This is a genomic window from Rugosimonospora africana (assembly GCF_016862975.1).
In the GTDB taxonomy this organism is placed as follows: Bacteria; Actinomycetota; Actinomycetes; order Mycobacteriales; family Micromonosporaceae; genus Rugosimonospora; species Rugosimonospora africana.
The window spans coordinates 1-21,171 of the sequence record NZ_BONZ01000050.1; the positions used below are offsets into that span (position 1 = coordinate 1).

Here is a 21,171-nt window from a genome sequence, read left to right on the forward strand (position 1 = left end):
TCCCGCCGGCCTACATCGACGCGGAGCAGCAACCCCGCCGGAACAACTACCACCGACGCGAATAACAAGTCCCGAGTAGTGGTTCTTGGGGCTTCGTCCTGGACGGACGATCGATTGGTCATGCCCCGTGAGGAAGGGCGAGCAGTCCCCTGGATCGTGCCGGGCGGGCTGTGGGAGCGGATCGAGCCGCGGATTCCCAGGGTCGAGCGCCAGTACCGCAATCCGAGACGCCGACGGCCGTCCGACCGCGGGGGCGCTCCGAACGCCGACGGCTGCCCGACCGCAAGGCGCTGTGCGGAATCCCGTTCGTGCTCTCCACCGGCGTCGCCTAGTACTCCAGTGACACTTGGAGATCTATGTGGTCAGTAGAGAGAGTCGTCGCTGGTGATGGGCCTGGCGGGCGCGGGCTTGGTGTGCTCGGCGCCAGGCCGACCAGTGCAGAGCGTGCAGGACGTTCGTTGAGGTCTTGAAGATCAGGATGTGAAGTAGGCGGCGGATTTCTGGCAGGGTCAGCCGGATCGGGGTCCGGGTTCGGGCTGCTCGGGTGGGGTCGACGGATTCGGTGGGTTGCCTGGCGGCGCAGACACGTGGCCCAGCCCGTGGGCTTCCAGCCCAGCGCGCAGTTGCGGGTCAGCGCCGTAGACCTCGTCGGCGGCGACCCACCCGGCGGGCACTCCCGACCGGAGCGCCGCGCCGATCATCTGTAGGGCCAGGTGTGGTTTGGTGGTGAACTCGATCGTGTCTGGTACGCCCGCTGCGGTGCGGCGCTGAGGGTCGGTGCACACGTCTGTTCGGGCAAATAGATGCGGCGGTCCGGCAGGTCTTGCGTTCGGCTGGCGATAGCAGTCCGGCCACGAATGCCCGGGCGGCCAGTCGTGGTTCCCGCCGTCCGAACCGCCCAGCGACGTGTTCCAGCGCCTCGTCGAATACCACCTGCCAGCCGGCGGGGTCCACGCTGTGACCCGCGGCCACTGCACGATCTTCGGTTGTCCTCACAAACCATCGATGATCACGCAGTGGCCGTCTATGTCCTAACGGTGGGCCCACTGTTTGAGCACGACGAGCGGCGTCGGCGCGGCGGGCCACACCTGAACCCGTATCCGTTCGGTTGTTGCGTGGTCCTCGTCGGAATCGATGCCCAGCCGGGCCGCGACCTCCAGGTTCGACTTCGCTACCCGGACCCGCAGCCACCCGGCGGGAACAGTGAAACGCGCCGCGTCGGGCTCGAAATCCGTACAGCCCATCACCACCAGGCGTCCAGACCGAATCTCCACGCTGCCTTCGACGACGTGGTCAAAATCGGCGCTGTCGTCTGCTGGAGCCCGGTCCAGCACCTCGATCGCGACCTCCACGAACACGTTCACAGCAGTACCGATAGCGACAGCATCCTCGGCGACCGCGAGTTGGTCGGCCATCGCCTCCTCTGTCCACACCTCTCCGAGATCGGTCACCGAACCCTCATCGAACAAGTGGATCTGGTAGTAGTCCGCGAACAGCCTCAACTCATCTGGCACCAACCCATCTTGCCGCAGCCCAGACGGACGAGGTCGCGAAGTGTCACTGGAGTACTAGGAGTTCCCTGCGCAGCAGGCGGGCTTCGGGTCAGGGATGACCGGCTGGCGGCGACCGGCCGAATGGCAGCAGGCCGGGGTGTGACAACGCCTGCACGAGATACCGCCGACCGAACTACACACCGCCGACAAGCTGGACTGGTCGGCGCCGTGCGCGACCCGCTGGCGCGTCGCCTCACATTCCGGGCGGCTGTTTTGTCGTACTGGTGAGACAACCCCATCCACAGCAGTCACCGCGCCGATCGCCCGTATCCGCGACTACCTCGCGCACTGGAACGCCGCCAACAGGATCACCACACCAGAATCTGGAGCACCCCATGTTCATCGCCTACGTCGTCGTAGGGTCTGTGCTGGCACTCGCGGTACTCGCGTCCGGTTACGGCAAGCTCAGCCGGAAGAAGGAGATCGTCGACGGGCTCACCGGTATCGGCGTGCCTCTCGGCATGTTCCCGTTCCTGGCTACCTGCGAGATCGCTGGCGGGCTCGGATTGCTGATCGGAATCTGGTACGCACCGCTCGGCATCGCCGCCGCCATCGGCGTGGTGGTCTTCTTCATCGGCGCGGTCGGCGCCCACCTGCGGAAGAGCGACTTCAAGAACCTGCCGAGCCCCCTGGTGTTGCTGCTCCTCGCGGTCGCGGCCCTCACCCTGCGGGCCTTGTCTCTGTAGCGATCCACGCACTTCCCACGAAAGCCGCTCACTCGCGAAATCAAACCAGTATCACCTCAAACCGGCGCCGCAACAGTGAGCAGCGCCACTCTTCGGGGTCGTGGCGACGGATTCTCGGGGGCAGATGAATCTACATCTGCGGATGGTTGAGTCCGCGTCGAAGAAGGAGAAGCCGCCACGTGAACGAGATGGCGCGGCCCAGAACCAGCGGCTGGTCGCGCGGGCTTTCCACGACCGGACCGAGACCACGTTGGTCGGTTCCCACCGCCTGTTCGAGGGCTGGAACAGGCTACGAGAGGAAGGGGGAAGATCGTGAACATCCCACGGGTCACGTCCCGGACGCGGCACGCGTGCCGACGCCGACCGCCGGCGTCACCCGTTCGGTGCGATACGGGCCAGGGCGCGGATCGACCGGACCATGAACACCAAACGATGAATCGGATCCTGGGGAGGAAAGCATGAGCGGAGTGAGTCGTCGCAGTGTGATGAAGTTGGCGGGTGCGGCCGCGGTCACCGCGGCCCTGGCCCCGGCCACCCGCGCATCGGCCAGCGCGGACACCACCTGGCACACGTGGATCGACGGGCCTTCGACTCCGGGCATGACGTCCTTTGACAACGCCATGCTCGACTTCATGAAGGCCCGCGGCATCACCAGCGGGTCTCTTGCGGTCACCACGGGGGGTCGTCTGGTCAAGGCGAGCGGCTACACCCTCAACTCCACGCAGACGCCGCCGGTCGGTCAGCGCGTCGGGCCAACCACGTTGTTCCGCATCGCCAGCATCAGCAAGTCGGTCACCGCCACGGCGGTCAGCAGGCTCGCGCAGGAGGGCCGGCTCAACCTCGACACACCCATCGATCAGCTGATCGACCTGACATCGAGCGCCGGTCACATCGTCGATTCGCGGCTGGATCAGGTGACCGTACGCCGCGTGCTCCACCACCTGGGCGGCTGGGGTGACCCGCTGGTCACAGGGTTCGATCCGATGTTCGCGGACGTGCAGATCGCCGGCGGCCAGAGCAACCTGCCGGTTACCCAACGGCAGATCATCAAGTACCGCTCGGGTTGGGGGCTCGACAACGACCCGGGTACCTTCGCCTACAGCAACTACGGCTATATGCTGCTGGGTCGGGTGATCGAAGCGGTCACCGGTCTGGCGTACGCGAACTACGTGCAGCAGGCGGTGCTCGCCCCGATGGGCATCACCCGGATGCGCATCGGACAGAGCGCGGCCAGCCTGCCGATGCCGACCGAGTCGCCTTACCAGACCACGCTGCCATTGACGACGACCGTGTTGAATCCGTCGGGTACGGATGTGCCGTGGCCGTACGGCGGCTTCAACCTGGAAAACATGGACTCGCACGGTGGCTGGCTGGCCAGTGCCGTCGACCTGGTCCGGTTCGGCTCCATCTTCGATGGGAACACGAGCGTCCTCAACCCGGGCTCGGTCAGTGCCACCTTCGCGCGGCAGGACACCCCGTTGGACGGCGACGGTTACTACTACGGGTACGGCTGGTTCATCCGGTCGACCAACGGTGCCGGCGTCGGTTACAACGCCTGGCACAACGGCAGTCTCCCTGGCACCTGGACCTGGTTGGTGCGCTGCTACAACGGTCGGAGTTGGTCCGCGCTGTTCAACCGGCGGGACGAATCGTCGGACGGTTCGGGGAACTACAACGCGATCGACTCCGCGCTGTGGAACGCGGCCGACGCGGTGACCCAATGGCCGACCAACGACCTCTACCCGCAGTACTTCTGATACCTCAGTACTTCTGATACCCGAAATACTTCCGATACCCGACAGTGCTTTCTGAGTCAGGACGGCCGAGCCAAACCACCAGCCCTGTCGTGGGTCCGAACCGGACCCACGACAGGGTCACGTCCAATGGGGCGACAGCAACAGGATGGTGGCGCTCGCAGCCGTCGCAAGCCGTCGGGTTGGTCATGCTGCGCGGGACCGCCGAACCCCGTCCGTGTGATGCGAGTCACCGCACCTCACATCCCTCGGGGCTACCCGGTCGATGGAGGCATCGCCGGATGTATCGGTGAGCCTAAGGCCGGCAGCAAAGGAGTAATCCGATGGACGGGGATGCCGTGGAAGCGCGATCGCTGGAGACGCGACCGGTGGCGGCACGATCGGTGGAAGCGCGATCGGTGGCGGTGGTCGGGATGGCCTGCCGGCTGCCGGGCGCGTCGGGTCCCGATGAACTGTGGGATCTGCTGTGTCAGGGTGTCGACGCGACGCGCATGACTCCGCCCGAGCGGTACGAGGTGGACGCCGTGTACTCCCCGCGGCGAACGCCGGGGAAGATGGTTGCCCGTCGCGGCGGGTATCTGGACGGTTTGGCGGACTTCGACGCCGAGTTCTTTGGCATGTCCGCCGCCGAGGCGGTCGAACTCGATCCGCAGCAACGACTGCTGCTGATGACGGCCTGGGAGGCGCTGGAGGACGCGGGCCAGCGCCCGGACCTGCTGGCCGGCAGCAGGTCCGGGGTCTTCGTCGGCAACTCGCGCGCGGATTACCTGGAGAATGCGTTCCGGCAGGGACTGGAGGCGGCGACGGCCGCGCAGTTCAACAACGTTCGTTCGCTGCTCGCGGCGCGGCTGTCCTATCACTTCGACCTGAGGGGGCCCAGCGTCGTCGTGGACACCGCGTGTTCGTCGTCGCTGGTGGCCGTGCACCAGGCGGTACAGAGCCTGCGCACCGGGGAAAGCCGACTCGCTCTGGCCGCCGGGGTGAACCTCCCGATGAGACCGGACGAGGGTGTCATGATGTCGCAGGCCGGGACGCTGGCCGGCGACGGTCGTAGCAAGTTCGGGGACGCGCGTGCGGATGGCCACGCGCCGAGCGACGCGGTGGCGGTCGTCGTGCTCAAGCCGCTGGCCGACGCTGTAGCCGACGGCGACCGGGTACGCGCCGTCATCGTCGGCAGCGCGATCGGCAACGATGGTCGCACCAGCGACTCCGTGCTGAACCCGTCGCTGGCGGGGCAGGTCGAGGTGCTTCGCTGGGCCTACGCGGACGCGGGCCTGAACCCGGCCGACGTGGACTATGTCGAGGCGCACGGATCCGGCTCGCCTCTGCTGGACCCTCTGGAACTGCGCGCCGTGGGACAGGTACTGGGGGCCGGGCGAGCGGCGGACCGGCCGCTGCTGGTCGGCTCGGTCAAGTCGAACATCGGCCACGCCGAGGCGGCGGGTGGCCTGGCCGGGCTGATAAAGGCGGTGCTGTGCCTGGAGCACGGCAAGGTTCCGGCCAGTCTCCACGTCGAGACTCCGCATCCCGATGTGGCCTGGGACGAAATGCCGATGAGGATACCGGCGACCCTGACCGACCTGCCCGACGCCGACCGTCCGGCGATCGTCGGAGTGTCCGGGCAGGGTTCCTCGGCCCTCAACGCGCACGTGGTGCTCCGCCAGACGGAGACCGTCCAGCCTCCGTATGACGAGGCTCCGTACGACAGGGACGGGAGCGGCGCACCATACCTTCTGGCCATCTCGGCTCGTACCCCCGAAGCTCTTCGGGCCTTGTGCCGCGCGTACGCCGTCTACCTCGGCCCCGGCGGGCCGGGCGCCGCGCATGCCCTGCGGGACATCTGCCGCAGCGCCGCGATGCGTCGGCAGCACCTGGAGCACCGGCGAGCGGTGACCGGGACCTCGCATGACGAACTGGTGGCCGCGCTCGACAAAGCAACGGGTCCGTCCTCGGCCGACCCGGCCATCGCCGAACTCGCCGAACTCGCCGACCGCTACCGTGCCGGGGAGACGATCGACTGGGAAGCGTTGTTCGGCGCACCCGGCCGGTACGTTCCGCTACCCACGTACCCGTGGCAGACCAGGCGCTACTGGCCCGGCGAGCGGCACGAAGAAGACGGTGGCGACCTCGCGACCTGGATCCTGCGCCAGCACGCGCGTACGCACTTCCACGCCGGGTCCACGCTCGCCGAAATCGGCATCGACTCGCTGGCGAAGCTGCAGCTGATTGTCGAGCTGCAGAAGAAGACCGGCCACGAGCTGGACCCGGAGGTCATCGGCCGCCTGCATACGGTGGACGAGCTGCGCCAGTGGGCCCGGGACCTGGAGGCGGTGGCCCGATGAGCGAACCGCGGAACGCCTACGTCTGGTTCGACCGCTCCGCCGACGCGTACGGCGACAGTTGCCACGCCCTCGAGGTGGCCGGCGAACGGTTGACGTACGCGGAACTGCGCGGCCTGGCGGAACGGCTCGCGGCACGTCTGGTCGCGGCGCACGGCGGAAGCGCCCCACGGCGGGTCGGCCTCCTGGCGAGCCGTTCGGTGGTCGCGTACGCCGGTTACCTCGCCGTGTTACGCGCCGGCGCGGCGGTCGTACCGCTCAATCCCGAGCATCCCGCTTCCCGCATCCGTCGCATCGTCGACGCCGCCGGGATCGACCTGGTGCTGGCCGACACCGCCGGCGTCGGTGCCGACCTCGGCGTGCCCAAGCTGGTGGCGGACCCGGACAAGGCCGGCGGCGAGCCCGCGGACCCGCACCAGGCCGGCGGTGGGCCGGCGGACCCGGGCAAGGCCGGCGGGGGGCCGGCGGAGTCACCGGAGCCGACGGAATTCCGGGACGCCGGCCCGGACGACATCGCGTACATCATCTTCACCTCGGGATCGACCGGCGTCCCCAAGGGCGTGCCGATCACACACCGCAACCTCAACGCCTACCTGGGCCAGATGGTGTCCCGGTACGAGATCGGCCCCGGCAGCAGAGTCTCGGGCAACTTCGACCTCACCTTCGACGGCTCGGTCCACGACCTGTTCGTCACCTGGGCGTGCGGCGGAACCCTGGTTGTACCGCAGCGCGCCCAGCTCCTGTCTCCGGTGAAGGCGGTCAACGCCCTGCGGCTCTCGCACTGGTTCTCGGTGCCATCGCTGGTCTCCTTCGCCGCACGCCTGGGCACGCTTGTACCGGGCAGCATGCCGACGCTGAGGTGGAGCCTGTTCGGCGGCGAGGCGGTCGCCCTCGATGCGGCGAGGCAGTGGCAGAGCGCCGCGCCGAACAGCAGGCTGGAGGTCCTGTACGGCCCGACCGAACTCACCATCGCCTGCACCGCCTACCGGCTGGCCGCTGACCCCGCCGACTGGCCTCACACGCCCAACGGCACGGTCCCGATCGGGACGTGCCTACCCGCCCTGGAATTCCTGCTGCTGGACGAAAACGGCGCGGAGGCCGACCACGGCGAGCTGTGCGCACGGGGCCCGCAGCGCTTCGCCGGCTATCTCGATCCCGCGGACAACGCGGGGCACTTCCGGCCCGCGGACGGAACGGCCGACCACGAAACCGCAGACCACGAAACCGCAGACCACGAAACCGCGGACCACGGAACGGCGGACCACTGGTACCGGACGGGGGACCGAGTGGCCTGGCACGACGGCGTGATGGTCCACCTCGGACGGATCGACCACCAGATCAAAGTGCGCGGCCACCGGATCGAACTCGGGGAGATCGAAGCGGCCCTGCGACGGCTGCCCGGCGTGCGCGACGCGACCGTCGTCGCCGTACAGGCCGCCGACGGCGAACCGGAGCTGGCGGCGGCGGTCACCGGTCGTGAGTGCCTCCCCGAACGGTTGTACGCCGCGCTCGGCGAACACCTGCCGCCGTACATGCTGCCACGCCGGATCGCCGTCCTTGACCAGTTGCCGCTGAACGCCAACGGCAAGGTCGATCGGTCGTCTCTGCTCGTCGAACTCGCCCGCTCCCGCTGACCCGGCGACGCCCCATACATCCATCGCGGAGGTACCTCCATGTTCGACGCCATCGTGGTCGGCGCCCGTTGCGCTGGCTCTCCCGTCGCCATGCTGCTCGCCCGCGCGGGGTACCGGGTTCTCCTGCTGGACCGGGCGGCGTTCCCTTCCGACACGCTTTCCACGCACCTGATTCATCAGCCGGGTGTCGCCGCGCTCGCCCGCTGGGGCCTGCTGGAGACACTGCGCGCCTCCGGCTGTCCACCGCTGAACCGCGCGGTGTATGAAGTCGCCGACGTCCGCCTCGAAGGATGCGCCCGGGGTGTGGAGGGACAGCGCGCGGGCTATTCGCCACGCCGTCACGTCCTGGACGCCATCCTGGTGGAGGCCGCGACCGCGGCCGGTGCCGAACTACGCGAGCGGTGCCGGGTCACCGGCCTGCTACGCGACGACACCGGGCGCGTCGTCGGCGTGGAAGGGCGCCACGACGGTGGGTACTTCTCCGAGCGAGCCCACCTGGTGATCGGTGCGGACGGCATGCGGTCCGCCGTCGCCCGGCTCGCGCAGGCCCCCTACACGCTTCGGCACCCGAAGCTGACCTGCGCCTACTACTCGTACTGGGCGGATGTTCCCGCCGCCCTGGAGCTCTACGAGAAGACCGGGAGTTGGGTGGCGGCCGTCCCCACGCACGACGGCGCCACCCTGGTTCTGACCTACTTCCCGCAGTCCCGCTTCGGTGAGGTCCGCGTCGCCGCGGATCGCGCTCACCTCGACCAGGTACGCATCACCGCGCCGGTCCTGTACGAGCGGCTGCGCGGAAAGGAACGACTTGAGCGGCTTCGTGGTACCGGCGATCAGGAGAATTTCTTCCGGCGGGCGACCGGGCCCGGCTGGGCACTGGCCGGCGACGCCGGCCACCACAAGGATTCCATCACCGCCCGCGGCATCAGCGACGCCTTCTTTCAAGCCGAAACCCTGGCGACGCGGCTCGGCGGACGGCTCGGCGGCGATCCGGCCCTGCTCGACCGGGCATTGACGCGGTACGAGGAAGACCGCGACGGCGCGCTCGTGCCGGGGTACGAATCCACCCTGACGGTGGCGCGACTCGCCCCGCCGCACGACCAACGCCTCTCGCTGTTACGGGCCGTGCAGGCGGACCCGGAACTCACCTCGATCTACTTCGACCTGGTCGCCGGCATCGGGACCACGAGCGACCTCTACCCGCTGCTGCTGGAACGGCTGGCCGTCGTCTGAGCAGCTGTCGTCCGAGTGGCTGTCGTCCGAGTGGCTGTCGGCGCCCAATCCGGCACGCCCGCTCGCGGCGCTCCCCCATCCATCCACTCGATGGGGTCGGCGGCGACGGGGTCGCGCCGGTTCGTCACGCCGGTTTCGCCCAGCGGGTGACGACGATGCCGCACGGGTATGCCTCGGCGTCCGCGGCGCGGTAGTGGCGGGTGGCCATCGACTCGTCGAAGATGCGTCGACCTCCCCCGGCGAATCCCGGGTTGATGAACAGTTGAAGCTCGTCGACGAGGTCGGCACGCACCAGCGCGTTGGCCAGGCCGGCGCCACCGAAACACAACACGTCACCGCCGGCCCGCTCCTTGGCCCGCCCGACGATGCCGGCGAGGTCTCCATTGAGGACGGTCAGGTTGGGCCAATGACGCTCGGGCTCACCCGACCTGCTGACGGCGAATCTGGGCAGTGCGCCGATCGCCCGCGCGAAATCGTAGTCCGGCTCACCGGGATGGCGCTCGGCCGTCGCCCGCCAATGGTCGAGGTAGCCCTCATCCACCATCGGCCGGCTGAGCAGGATGCCCGACGCCTGCGCGAAGACCCGGTTGAAAAACGAGCGGAGACCGGCCGACCAGGGCCAGTCCGGCCCCCAGTTCCACGCCTGCCACCGCGAGTCGGGAAGCTCGCTGTCGACGTACCCGTCGATAGAGGTTTGCATCTGGAGAATGAGTCGACTCATCGGAGTCCTTCCGATCCGGCGGGCATTGTCGCGGGAACACCCGCAGAGACTGGCCGAGCACCGCGCGGCTACCGGTCACCACCGCGGCCCCGGACTTGACGGCCGCCGCCAGTGAGTGGCGCTTCCACAGCAGGGCGGCGAGGGTTGCGGCGTCGCTGTCGACCGTAACATCCGCCGGCTCAGCCGGCGCGCGGGACACCGTGAGCGGCATCGTGGCTCACGGGGCCGGCACGCGCGCGTTCAGCAGGGCCTCGCGGAGAGCCTTCTGGTCAGTCTTGCCGAGGGCGGTGTACGGGAGAGACTCGGCGACCGAGTACGAGGCAGGGGCGTAGAGCTCCCCGAGCGCGTCGGTGATCTGGTGGGTCAGCCGATCGAAGTCCGGACGCCGGCCGGGTCCCGCGGCACCAGGACCACGTGCACGGTTTCCTTCTCGTCCTCGCCTCCGTACCGCTGATCTTCTGATCTTCGACGACCACCACGGGGCGGCTGCCCGCCATCGTCAATCGTTCCAGCACGTCCGCCGTGTAGTTCCAGTTCTCCGCGCGGTTCCGACCAGTCTGGCTCGGCGCATCTGACGCCGCGCGACGACCCAGACCAGTCGCCGCCACAGTCAGCCTCCGAATCCGTCTCTACTCGTATAGACCGACCTGCCCACCCAAATGCATCGGATCAGGCCCGGCCAATGTCGCTGAGTCTCCGGCCACGTCGGCCGTTCCTCGCGCCGGGTGGTCACGGGAGCATGGTGCGGCGATCGCGTCGATGAACTGGCCGAGCAGGCGTACCGCGGTGGGGTTGACGACCGCGGTCAGCGAGGCCACGGCGCGCCCGCGTGCCTCGCCACAGGCCGCCTCCGCGCCCGACAACAGATTCGCCCGCACCGCCTCACGGTCGGCCGTCTCGAGCCGATCGGTGAGCGTCTCGGGCAGTCCGGTGAACCTGCCGGCGAGCATCGCCTCCAGTGTCGTGTCGAGCCGGGTCCGCTCCCCCCGCACGGCCAGCACGTCCTCGGCATGCAGAAACGCGCGGCCGCAGTGGTATCCGTACTCGGCGAGCGCGTGTACGACGCGCGCCGGCGCACCTCCGAGAATCGCCCCGATCCGTGCCGGGAACTCGAACAGCGCCGCGTAGACCAGCTCGGGTTGTGACGGCTTGTCCGGATCGAGCGCGGCGGCCCGCAGTCCGGCCAGCTCGGCCAGCCAGTCGGCGAACATCCAGGACGCGTCGGGAGCGGATTCGGCGATCAGCCGGGACGCCTGGGCGAGCAGGAAGTCACCGGACAGCACCGTCGCGGCGGCCGCCCAGTCGACGTCGCGAACACCCGTTCTGGGCGGAGGGGGGTGGAGGAACGCGAGCGCGCCCAGAGTGGCCAGTTCGATCGCCGCGGCGGTGGTGGCGTGGCGCACGTCGAGCGTGGACCGGTCGGCGATCAGGGCGCCGAGGAACAGAAGGGCGGGCCGCGGGCGCTGGCTGTCGCCGGTGTCCTCGATTGACGCCAACCGGGCCAGAAACGGCCACTCCCGCCGGATGACCGAGATGGCGACCTCGTCGCAGGCCAGCAGGAACGGCTGGACGAGCGGGGCGTCGGGGATGGCGACCCGCTGTTCCCCGAGGCCGGCGATGCCCTCCGGGAACAGGATCGCCCGCCGGGCTTTCGCGGCGAAGGGCTGGTCACTGGATGCGGCGTCGGCGAGTACCCGCCAGGTCAGGTGGTAGCGGCGGGACGCGTGGCGGGCGGTCTCGAAGTAGCCGACGAACGCCGTCCGCACCCGCTGGGCGTAGGCGCGGCGGGCGGCGTCGGGGTCGTCCGGATGGGCGGTGATGGATTCGGCGGCGAGCAGGGCGCTCTGGAGCGCTCCGCTCAGCCCCTCGCCCGTGAACGGGTTGGTCAGCCCGGCGGCCGCTCCGATGAGGAGGCCGTCGACAGTGAGGCGCTCGGGGACGAAGCCGGCGTCGATCGGACCGCTGACCACAGGCCCCGCGGGTACCAGATCGGTGAAGCGGGCGTCGATGCGCCGCAGTTCGGCCAGCGCAAGGGCGAGCAGCGCGTCCGGGTCCACCGGTCGGTCTCCGGCACCGGCAGCGCCGACACCGGCACCGCCGACACTGGCACCGCCGACACCGGCGACACCGACACTGGCGACGCCGACACTGGCACCGCCACCCGGCGCCGGTACCGCCCAGACGCAGGTCGGCGGTTGACGGGGATCAGTGCCGTCGGGTTGGGCGACGGCCAGCGTTGTCCGGGTGCCGAGATCGATGCCGGCGAACCGTTGCACGCACGCCGTTCCCATCCAGTGGCCGGGCCTGCCGCTGGTGCCGGTCGCCACCACGAGATGGCGGGCCAGCACCGGTACGCCGTCCAGCGCGAGCGCGAACCAGCCCTCGTCGCGGCCGAGCAGGCGGGCGGTGGCTCGGACACGATCGGCTCCGGCGTGGCCGGCCGCGCCGCGCAGTGCCCGGGCCAGTGCCGCGTGGTCGCAGGCGGCGGCCCGCACCGGTACCAGCCGACGTGAGCGGGTACCGAAGACCAGGTCGATGCCGTCCACGGGCTGCGCCGGAAGGTCGACGGCCAGCCGCCGCAGCCCCTCCATGGTGGGCGCGCTCAGGAAGGCGTCGTACGAGCGCGCCGGGGTGCCGTCGTCCACCAGCAGGACCGACCGGGTGGGTCCGGCCAGGGCGGTGGCGGCCGCGGCGCCGGCCGGACCGGCCCCGGTGACGATGACGTCGACCCGTCGCGGGCCGCTCATCCGAGGTTCCATGCCTGAGCGGTCACGTCGAGCAGCGCCGCGCGGGTCTGCGGGTCCACAGAGTCGAGATGACCCAGCGCGCGTTCGTACCGGCTCCGGGCGAGTGCGTTTGCCGCGGCGAGCCCGCCGGAAGACCGTACGTGGTCACGCACGGCCGGTATGTCCGCAGCCGTGAACGAGGGCGCCAGCAGCAGCGTGGCGAGCGCGCCGGAAGTGTCCTGGGCCAGGGCGTACAGGGTCGGAGCACCGAACAGGCCCAGCAGGTGGTCGGTGCCGACCGGCTTGCCGGAGTCCGGCGCACCGAAGTCCGGGGCACCGAAGTCCAGGCAGTCGTCGAGCACCTGGAACGCGACGCCGAATTCCAACCCGAAGCGACCGAGGGCGTCGACACGCGCCTGGTCGCCGTCGCCGGTGGCCGCGCCGAGCACGCAGGCGAGTTGGAACAGTTCGCCGGTCTTGCGGGTGACCAGTTCGAGGTAGTCCGGCAGCGCCAGGGTGGTGTCGAAGGCCCGCTCGATGTCGAGCAGCTCCCCGTACGCCAAGCCGGCCATGGCGCGACTGACCAGCACGGGTAGGCCGCCGCCGAGGTCGGCCGCCTCCTTACCCGCCAGAGCGAAGCAGGACAGGCCGGCCAGCCCCGCCCGCTCGGAGCCCATGCCGACGTGGACGGCCGGTCCGGCGCGCCGCTGCTCGGCCCGGTCGATGATGTCGTCGTGCACCAGGGAGGCCAGGTGCACGAGTTCGACCAGAGCGCCGAGGCGCACGAGTTGCCCCAGGTCGGCCGCTGGCTCGCGCCGACCGGTCGGGCTCGGCGCGTCTGGCGCCGCGCCACGACCCAGACCAGTCGTGGCACAGGCGTACAGCAGCGTGGACCGCAGTTGCTTGCCGGGCCGGGCGGCCAGCGCGCGGACCGGCGGCGCGAGTTCGCTGGTCAACGTCCGCAGCCGGGCCGCCACGTGCGCGCGGAAACGCTGCCGCCGGGCTTCGGCGTCCATGTGCTGGGTCCTTTCGTCGTGCGAGTCATCGCAACAGGCGGGGCTGTCGGACCGCTGCCAAGCGCTCCCGCCGGAAACGAGCGGGGTGACAGTGCGCCGACAGCAGGCGCCGTCACTGTGGGCGCGTGATGCCGTATCGAGCGCCGAACCGGGCGCGACACGTGATGAGCCTGGCCGCAGCCTGCGTACTGGCGACGGCCCTGATGGTGGTTGCCCGTCCGGCCTCCGCCGCACCCGCCGCCCCGCCGCCCGCGGCCACCCCGGGGACGGCCGCCCGACCGGCGCCGCCGCTGCCGGCGCCGCGCGGCCACCGGTTGGCCGCCCCGCCGCACGCGAACGTGGTCCGCGTGTGCCCGCCGCCGAAGCCCGGGTACGCGGCGTGTCAGGCACTGCGGCTGGACATCCCGCCGGTACAGGGGGCGACGCCGAACGGCATCGTCGATGAGGGCTGGGCTCCGGCCGACCTGCAGGCCGCGTACAACCTGCCGTCGGCGTACCAGGGCGACGGCCAGACGGTGGCGGTGGTCGAGGACGGCGACAGCCCCACCGCCGAAAGCGATCTGGCCACCTACCGGTCGTTCTACGGCCTACCGCCGTGCACCACGGCCAACGGCTGCTTCCGCAAGGTGAACCAGGAGGGCAAGGCCAGCCCGCTTCCGTCGCAGGCGGTCCCCGACTGGGCCGGGGAATCGGCGCTGGACGTCGACATGGTCTCGGCGATCTGCCCCCGCTGCCACATCCTGCTCGTGGAGACCGACGACCAGCTCGACATCGACCTGGCGGAGGGCGCCTACATCGCGACCACGCTCGGGGCGAAGTTCGTCTCGAACAGCTACGGCTTCCCGGAGGAGCCCGGCACCGACGCCTCGCTCGACGCGTTCTACCGCCAGGACGGCGTCGTGATGACCGCCTCGACGGGCGACGACGGCTACGGCGTCTCGTACCCGGCCGCGTCACCGAACGTCATCTCCGTCGGCGGCACGTCGCTGCTGAAGTCGACCAATGCCCGCGGCTGGGACGAGATCACCTGGACGCTCGGCGGCTCCGGATGCTCGCTGTACGGCGCGAAACCGCCGTGGCAGCACGATACCGGGTGCGCGAACCGCACCACCGCGGACGTGTCGGCCGTCGCGGACCCGTACACCGGTGTGAGCGTGCGCTACCCGGGCGGCTGGGGCATCTTCGGCGGCACGAGCGTCTCGGCACCGATCGTCGCGGCGGCGTACGCACTGGCCGGTGCGCCACCGAGCAGCACGTCCCATCCGGCGCAGTACCCGTACCTGCACCCGACGATGCTCAACGACGTGGTCGGCGGTACGAATTCGCTCGGCGGGTGCGGGACAGGCAACCTCGCGTACCTGTGCACGGCGGGGTACGGCTACGACGGGCCGACCGGCCTGGGCACTCCGAACGGGGTGGGCGCCTTCCGCGCCCCGGGATGGTCGACCGTTCCCGGTCTCATCGACGGCAACGCCAACATCTCGGTGGTCGCGTCGACCGCGGTCTCGGCGTCCACCTCGTACCTGTTCACCGTCGTACCGGGCAGCGGCGTCTGGATGCGCCGATCCGTGAACGGCATCTGGGCGAGCAGCGCGACGAAGGTAGATTCGACGACCGCCATCTCGTACATCGCGGCCGCGACCGACGCCACCGGAGCGGTGCACCTGCTGATGAGCGAGCCCAACAACGGCGTGTGGGAACGCGTGTACCGGAACGGCACCTGGTCCGCCGCGGCGCAGGTCGACACGAATCCGTCGATCGGACCGATCGCGGCGACCACCGACCTGGCCGGCGCGGTGGACCTGTTCATGACGGTACCGAGCAGCGGGGTGTGGACACGCACACTGACCGGCACCACCTGGTCGGGCTCGACCCACCTGGACACCAACGGCGCCATCACCAACCTGTCGGCCGTCTGCGACATCACCGGCGCGGTCCACCTGTTCATGACGGTACCCGCCAGTGGCGTGTGGACGCGCACGCTGACCGGCACCACCTGGTCGGGCTCGACCCACCTGGACACGAACACGACCGTCACCGTCACCGCCGCCGTCCGGAGCACCGACGGCATCGTGCACCTGCTGACCAAACGCTCCAACGGGGTGTACGACCGGCTGATGCACGGCAGCAGCAGTTGGGACAGCACCGCGGTGCTGGCCGATCCGAACGCCAACGTCACGTCCGTCGCCGCCACCCCGGACAGCAACGGCATCGTGCACCTGATCAGCCGGGTCGCCGGGATCGGCGTGTACGACCGGGTGGCAAACCCGCAGTAGCGGCCCGGCCCCGATCGCGTCGCCGGTCCCGCCCGGCTGGGTGGGCCGGCGACGCGGACGTGCGCGATTCGTGCGGGAAACGTTTGTCCACCGCCGACCCTGGCCCCATGGGGGTTTCGTTCACGGGGGTTTCGTTCACGGGGGTTTCGTTCACGGGGGTTTCGTTCACCGGAGTTTCGTTCACGGTGCTCGGGCCGGTCACGGCGGTACGGGTCGGTGCGCCGGTGCCACTGGCCGGACGGCGGGTACTGGCGCTGCTGGCCGCGCTCCTGCTCTCACCGAACAAGGACGTGCCGACCGACCGGCTCATCGAGTGGGCGTGGGGCGAGGCGCGCCCGGCCCACCCGCGCGCCGCGCTGCAGAACGCCATGTCCCGGCTGCGTCACGCGGTCGGCGACGAGGTGGTCGAGACGACCCCGTTCGGGTACCGGCTGCGGGCCGACGCCGGTACGCTCGACCTGCTCGCCTTCGAGAAGTTGACGGCTTCCGCGGCAGGCGCCGATCGGGCCGGCGACACCGCCCTGGCCGCCGACAGGCTACGTCAGGCGATCGGGCTGTGGCGGATGCCCCTACTGTCCAATGTGGATGCACCCGGGCTCGGGCGGTACGCCGCCACCCTGCTGACCGAGCGGTACCTGGCCGCCCACGAGGAACACGCCCGGCTGTGCCTTCTGCTGGGACGCCACGCCGAAGTGGCGGCGGAGCTCAGCGAGCTCGTCGGCAGCTACCCGTTCCGGGAGCCGCTGGCGGCCCACCTGATGGCCGCGCTGGCCGGCGCGGGTCGCCGCGCCGACGCGCTGGTGACCTACGAGGCGGTCAGCCGCACGCTGCGGGAGGAGTTGGGGGTGCAGCCGGGTGCCGCACTGCGCTCGCTGCACACCTCGATCCTGCGGGCCGAACCTCAGCGGACCGAGGCTCAGTGGGCGGAATCTCTGCGGGCAGAGGCCCATCGGACCGAGGCCCAGCGGACAGAAAGTCTGCGGACCGAGGCCCAGCGGACCGAGGCCCAGCGGGCCGAGCCTTGGCGGACCGCGGCCCAGCCCGAACGGGTCGCCGCGAAGCCGGATGCCGTCCCCGCTCCCGGCAGTCAGCTTCCGGCCCGGCCCGGCGTTCTGTACGGCCGTACCCACGAGGCGGGCACGCTGGACCGGTGGCTGGCCGAGCCGGACAGTGCCGCCGTCACGGCGGTGGTCGGGCCGGTCGGCGTCGGCAAGAGTGCCCTGGTCGTGCACGCGGCGCAGCGGCGGCGCGCGGCGTTCCCGGACGGGACGCTGTATCTCGACCTCGACGGGTACGCCGCCAGCGCGCCGCTGGAACCGGTCGCGGCACTGGGTCAGTTGCTCGACACGCTCGGTGCCGTGGCGATCCCGACCGGGCTAGCTGCCCGGGCCGCCCGGTGGCGTGGCCTGCTGGCCGACCGGCGGCTGCTGCTCGTGTTGGACAATGCCCGGGACAGCGCGCAGGTCCGCCCGCTGCTGCCGGGTGCCGCCAGCCCCAGCACGGTCGTGGTGACCAGTCGCGACCAACTGCGCGGGCTGGTCGCCCGCGACGGCGCTCGCCGCCTCACTCTCGACGGGCTGGGCCCCGACCCGGTACGTGCGCTGCTGGCCGACCTGACCGGCCGACCCGCCGAGCACTTCGACCGGGGCCGGGTCGCCGAACTGGTGGACCGCTGCGCCGGGCTGCCCCTGGCGGTACGTGTCGTCGCCGAACGGATGGCCCGCACCGGCGGTACCCTCGACGAAGCGCTGGCGGCCCTGCGCGGCCCGGCATTCCTGGACGGACTCAGCGCCGACGACGGCACCGACACCGACCTGCGCACCACGCTGTCGTGGTCCTGCCACGCCCTGGACACCGAGACGGCGCGCGGCTATCACCGGCTCGGCCGCCATGCCGCCGACGGATGGAGCCTGCCGGTTGCCGCCACCGTCCTGCAGCGGTCACCGAGGCAGGCGCGGGCCGTGCTCGACGGGCTGATCGCCGTCCACCTGTTGCGACCGGCCGGGGTGCGCCGGTACGTGATGCCGCCACCCGTGCGCGCGCACGCACGCGCCTCCTGCCGGCTGCATCCGCTCCCGGCAGGAGGACCGAAGCCGGCCGTGGGGTTCGGCTCCCGTGCCGCGGCAGCCCCGGTGGAGCGGGCTGACAGTGCCGTGGGAGCGCGGCTTGCGACCTTTGCGGTTGTCCCATCCGCACGCGTTGCCGGAGAGGTCCATGAGCCACGCTGAACGATCAGTCCCACCCGTACCGCGCCCGGAGGTGACGCGGCGGCACCTGCTCAAGGCATCGGGACTCGCCGGCGCCGGCATGCTGCTGGCGGCGTCCGCTGTGGTGGCGGTACCCGCGTCGCCGGCCCTGGCGGCGCCCGCGTCGCTGACCCCGGCGCAGGCCCGCCTGACGCTGCAGATCGCGGCGGTCGGGGCGGTGTTCCCGATCCCGTTCCCCGGATTCGGCGAGACCGGACCGGCCTCCTCCCGGATCACCACCGCGCGCCTGCGACAGGCCGTCCGGCGGCTGCCCGCCGCGCGACTGGCCTCGGTGCGCTCGGGCCTGGCCGCGCTGACCGGTCGCGGCCTGTTGGACGTGACGCCGCAACGGCTACTCGACGGCATCACCGACCTGGCCGGGTCGCCGCAGTCGCTGACAGCGGCCGTGGCGCTGGCTGTCGCGACGGTCTCCACACACTTCGACCCCGGCTCCGACGCGGCGGCAGAGGTGTGGCTCGACGGGCTGCGCCAGATGCGCCAGCACGGCGTGCGCCCGGTCATCGCGTCGACGTCGAGGCAGGCATCATGAAACTCGATCCGGACACCGCCGCCTCCCTGCACCGCGCGAAACAGGCTCTCTTCCGGGCCCACCTGAACGACCCGACCTTCACCGGGTGCGCCGTCGGGCTGCGCTGGCGCAACGGCGTGCAGACCGACGAACCCGCGGTCATCGCCATGGTCAACAAGAAGCTCACCGAGCGGCAGGTGTCACCGCGCCGGGCGCTGCCCCGTACCCTCGACACCGAGGGTCGCGCCGTCGGAGTCGATGTCGTCGAGGTCGCCCGACCCTACGCGGTACCTCGGCCCTACGCGGCGCCCCGGTCCGATGCGTCCCCCGACGCGATCGGCTGGCCGATCCTCGGCAAACAGCCCGCCCCGATCCAAGGCTGCGACATCTCCATGGTCGACGGCGCGGCGCCGGGCGCTCTGGGGTGCCTCGTGCGGGACAACGAGGCCGGCGACATCTGCGTCCTGTCGTCGAACTATGTCATGGCGAATCTGAACCAGGGCCCGGCGTCCACCCTCATCATCCAGCCGAGTGCCGTTGTCGGCGGCACCTCGGGCGATGGCATCGCGCGCCTGCGGCGGTGGATCCCGCTGGTACCCAACGGGTCCGGTGCAGGGTACGCCGACGCGGCCATCGCCCGGTTGGACAACCAGAGCTCCTACAGCCGGCAGGTGGTCAACAATCTGATGCCACCGATCACCGCCGGCCATCCGGCGGTGGGCATGGTCGCCGCGTGGGACGACGAGTTCCGCAACTGCTTCCTGAGCCGGATGGACCGGGTCGTGGCCGGGCTGGACATCAGCCTGCTGCCCGCCGACGGCAGCTCCGCCGCCGCGTGTGTGGCGGCACCCGAACTGTTGATGCACATCGAGAAGGTGGGCCCGGCGACCGGGTACACCTCCAGCGTCGTCGACGCCGTCGGCGCGATCGTGAAAGTCGATTACGGCAACGGCACCGTGTACGTGCTCCAGGACCTGATCTGGACCCAGGCATTCCACTGGGACGGCGACTCGGGCGCGGTGGCCTGCGTCGGCGGCAACGGGCGGGAATACGTACCGACCAGGAACGAGTCCGGTTGCGTCGTGCTGGACTCCATCGGCAAGTACTACAACCTGCCGCTGACCGGCGACAACGCGCTGACCAGCCAGGCGCGCGACCAGTTCCTCTCGCAGAGCCAGGTCGGCAACCTCATCATCGGGGTCATCTACAACAACAGCCATCTGGTGGCCGAACGTCTCGGCGGCTACAAGGGCACCGGGCAGGAGCAGGGGTACGCGAAGACGTACTACAACAAGTACCACGACCTGTTCGCGGCCGTCCTCGGCGACCCTGGCTCCGGTCAGGTCGTCACTCAGGAGAACCTCAGTGACGCCGGGTTCATCCTCTCCGGCCTGTTCGGCGGCCCGGGTACCACCAGGCCGATGCTGATCGGGGACGAGGCGGCCGCCGCCGAGTGGGTCTACCAGAACGTGCTGCTGCCCACCCAGGGCATGGACTACTACCGGGTCCTCGACTACATGAACGACCCGGACGTGTACCAGAGCGTCTACAACAAGCTCGCGAGCCTGACCAGCATCGAGCTGGTCGGGCCGATCTACGGCGACACCCCGCCGCTGTGGGCCGACGCCAGCCACGTCGACACCAACACGTCCATCGCGCTGACCTCATCGGTCGGGCTCGGCAACGAATCATCGCTGATCTTCACCACCGTGCCGGGTGCGGGCATCTGGTCGCGGACGTGCACCGGTGGGGTGTGGTCGTCGAGCGCGACGAAGATCGACACGACCGCCACGGTCCCCGCGATCGCATCGGTGCTCGACGCCGACGGTGTCGTGCACCTGTTCATCGCGAGCGCGAGCGGCGTGTGGGAACGCACCCTGGGCAGCACCGGCACGTGGAGCGCCTCGACCAGGGTGGACACCAACACGTCCGTGGTCTCGCTGGCCGCGGCGCTCGACGCCGGCGGCGTGACGCACCTGTTCACCGGCGTCTCCGGCAGCGGCGTGTGGGACCGCACGTACTCCGGCGCCTGGGCCGCCACGGCGACGAAGATCGACGCGACCACCACGGTCGCCGGTCTGGCCGCGGCCAGGGACGGGTCCGGTACGCTACGGCTCTTCGTGACCGCGACGCAGAGCGGCGTCAGTACCCGCGCCTACGCCGCCGGCACCTGGTCGGCCTCGTCGAGCCTCGACGCCAACACCGCGATCGCCGCGGTGGCCGCGGCCACCACCGGCGACGGCCGCACCCACCTGGTCACGCTGGTCCCGACGATCGGCGTGTACGACCGGCAACTGCGCGCCGGTACCTGGGACGTCACACCGGTACTGGTCGACGGGGCCACCGGCATCGCCGGCATCTCCGCCAGCTCGGCCACGGACGGCGGCCTGCACCTGCAGACGCGGGTCACCACCAGCGGGGTCTGGGACCGCCGGTACACACCGGGTACCTGAACCTC

The 21,171-nt window shown here is 70.5% G+C and carries 13 protein-coding genes and 1 pseudogene; 9 read left to right on the forward strand and 5 right to left on the reverse strand.

Annotated features, from left to right (window positions below):
• Positions 1 to 578 precede the first annotated feature (578 nt).
• Positions 579 to 972 (reverse strand): annotated as a pseudogene (locus Raf01_RS50815) (transposase); the annotation flags it as partial.
• A gap of 59 nt (positions 973 to 1,031) precedes the next feature.
• A complete protein-coding gene (locus Raf01_RS26220; RefSeq protein ID WP_239133925.1) occupies positions 1,032 to 1,502 on the reverse strand; it encodes a hypothetical protein in 471 nt (156 codons plus the stop codon).
• 386 nt (positions 1,503 to 1,888) lie between these two features.
• Here Raf01_RS26220 and Raf01_RS26225 point away from each other — a divergent pair, with 386 nt between their 5' ends.
• From Raf01_RS26225 to Raf01_RS26245, 5 genes are all read left to right on the forward strand, one after another.
• A complete protein-coding gene (locus tag Raf01_RS26225; RefSeq protein ID WP_203920677.1) occupies positions 1,889 to 2,239 on the forward strand; it encodes a DoxX family protein in 351 nt (116 codons plus the stop codon).
• A 458-nt stretch (positions 2,240 to 2,697) separates the two neighbouring features.
• A complete protein-coding gene (locus tag Raf01_RS26230; RefSeq protein WP_203920678.1) occupies positions 2,698 to 3,996 on the forward strand; it encodes a serine hydrolase domain-containing protein in 1,299 nt (432 codons plus the stop codon).
• A 320-nt stretch (positions 3,997 to 4,316) separates the two neighbouring features.
• Positions 4,317 to 6,335 (forward strand): beta-ketoacyl synthase N-terminal-like domain-containing protein, encoded by a 2,019-nt coding sequence (locus Raf01_RS26235; RefSeq protein WP_203920679.1) that lies wholly within the window; start codon positions 4,317 to 4,319, stop codon positions 6,333 to 6,335.
• Positions 6,332 to 7,966 carry an amino acid adenylation domain-containing protein gene (locus Raf01_RS26240; RefSeq protein ID WP_203920680.1) on the forward strand — a complete coding sequence of 545 codons (1,635 nt, stop codon included), beginning with the start codon at positions 6,332 to 6,334 and terminating at the stop codon, positions 7,964 to 7,966. The genes Raf01_RS26235 and Raf01_RS26240 overlap by 4 nt, the downstream gene beginning before the upstream one ends.
• 39 nt (positions 7,967 to 8,005) lie before the next feature.
• The gene (locus Raf01_RS26245; RefSeq protein ID WP_203920681.1) at positions 8,006 to 9,199 is read left to right on the forward strand and encodes an NAD(P)/FAD-dependent oxidoreductase; all 1,194 of its coding nucleotides are present in this window, start codon (positions 8,006 to 8,008) and stop codon (positions 9,197 to 9,199) included.
• A gap of 124 nt (positions 9,200 to 9,323) precedes the next feature.
• Here Raf01_RS26245 and Raf01_RS26250 read toward each other — a convergent pair whose 3' ends face one another.
• The 3 genes from Raf01_RS26250 to Raf01_RS26260 form a co-directional block, all read right to left on the reverse strand.
• Positions 9,324 to 9,920, reverse strand: coding sequence for a dihydrofolate reductase family protein (locus Raf01_RS26250; RefSeq protein WP_203920682.1), 597 nt, complete (start codon positions 9,918 to 9,920; stop codon positions 9,324 to 9,326).
• A 629-nt stretch (positions 9,921 to 10,549) separates the two neighbouring features.
• Entirely contained in the window at positions 10,550 to 12,667 is a 2,118-nt protein-coding gene (locus Raf01_RS26255) for a hypothetical protein (RefSeq protein WP_203920683.1), read from the reverse strand.
• Entirely contained in the window at positions 12,664 to 13,662 is a 999-nt protein-coding gene (locus tag Raf01_RS26260; RefSeq protein WP_203920684.1) for a polyprenyl synthetase family protein, read from the reverse strand. The genes Raf01_RS26255 and Raf01_RS26260 overlap by 4 nt, the downstream gene beginning before the upstream one ends.
• Before the next feature lie 125 nt (positions 13,663 to 13,787).
• Between Raf01_RS26260 and Raf01_RS26265 the strand changes: the two genes are divergently transcribed.
• The 4 genes from Raf01_RS26265 (at position 13,788) to Raf01_RS26280 (ending at position 21,166) form a co-directional block, all read left to right on the forward strand.
• Complete coding sequence (locus tag Raf01_RS26265; RefSeq protein ID WP_203920685.1) at positions 13,788 to 15,938, forward strand: S53 family peptidase; 2,151 nt, start codon at positions 13,788 to 13,790, stop codon at positions 15,936 to 15,938.
• 107 nt (positions 15,939 to 16,045) lie between these two features.
• On the forward strand, positions 16,046 to 18,166 hold the full coding sequence (locus Raf01_RS26270; protein WP_203920686.1) for an AfsR/SARP family transcriptional regulator: 2,121 nt from the start codon (positions 16,046 to 16,048) through the stop codon (positions 18,164 to 18,166).
• Positions 18,167 to 18,197: 31 nt separating this feature from the next.
• Positions 18,198 to 18,734: a hypothetical protein gene (locus Raf01_RS26275; protein ID WP_203920687.1), complete on the forward strand. Its 537-nt coding sequence runs from the start codon at positions 18,198 to 18,200 to the stop codon at positions 18,732 to 18,734.
• Positions 18,731 to 21,166: a hypothetical protein gene (locus Raf01_RS26280; protein WP_203920688.1), complete on the forward strand. Its 2,436-nt coding sequence runs from the start codon at positions 18,731 to 18,733 to the stop codon at positions 21,164 to 21,166. The genes Raf01_RS26275 and Raf01_RS26280 overlap by 4 nt, the downstream gene beginning before the upstream one ends.
• The last annotated feature ends 5 nt before the right edge of the window (positions 21,167 to 21,171 follow it).

What these genes read in the sequence shown, in the direction of transcription:
- Raf01_RS26225 (WP_203920677.1), top strand. Translation starts at nt 1,889, where the DNA reads ATGTTCATCGCCTACGTCGTCGTAGGGTCTGTGCTGGCACTCGCGGTA.
- Raf01_RS26230 (WP_203920678.1), top strand. Translation starts at nt 2,698, where the DNA reads ATGAGCGGAGTGAGTCGTCGCAGTGTGATGAAGTTGGCGGGTGCGGCC.
- Raf01_RS26280 (WP_203920688.1), top strand. Translation starts at nt 18,731, where the DNA reads ATGAAACTCGATCCGGACACCGCCGCCTCCCTGCACCGCGCGAAACAG.
- Raf01_RS26250 (WP_203920682.1), bottom strand. Translation starts at nt 9,920, where the DNA reads ATGAGTCGACTCATTCTCCAGATGCAAACCTCTATCGACGGGTACGTC.
- Raf01_RS26235 (WP_203920679.1), top strand. Translation starts at nt 4,317, where the DNA reads ATGGACGGGGATGCCGTGGAAGCGCGATCGCTGGAGACGCGACCGGTG.
- Raf01_RS26255 (WP_203920683.1), bottom strand. Translation starts at nt 12,667, where the DNA reads ATGAGCGGCCCGCGACGGGTCGACGTCATCGTCACCGGGGCCGGTCCG.
- Raf01_RS26260 (WP_203920684.1), bottom strand. Translation starts at nt 13,662, where the DNA reads ATGGACGCCGAAGCCCGGCGGCAGCGTTTCCGCGCGCACGTGGCGGCC.
- Raf01_RS26245 (WP_203920681.1), top strand. Translation starts at nt 8,006, where the DNA reads ATGTTCGACGCCATCGTGGTCGGCGCCCGTTGCGCTGGCTCTCCCGTC.
- Raf01_RS26270 (WP_203920686.1), top strand. Translation starts at nt 16,046, where the DNA reads ATGGGGGTTTCGTTCACGGGGGTTTCGTTCACGGGGGTTTCGTTCACG.
- Raf01_RS26240 (WP_203920680.1), top strand. Translation starts at nt 6,332, where the DNA reads ATGAGCGAACCGCGGAACGCCTACGTCTGGTTCGACCGCTCCGCCGAC.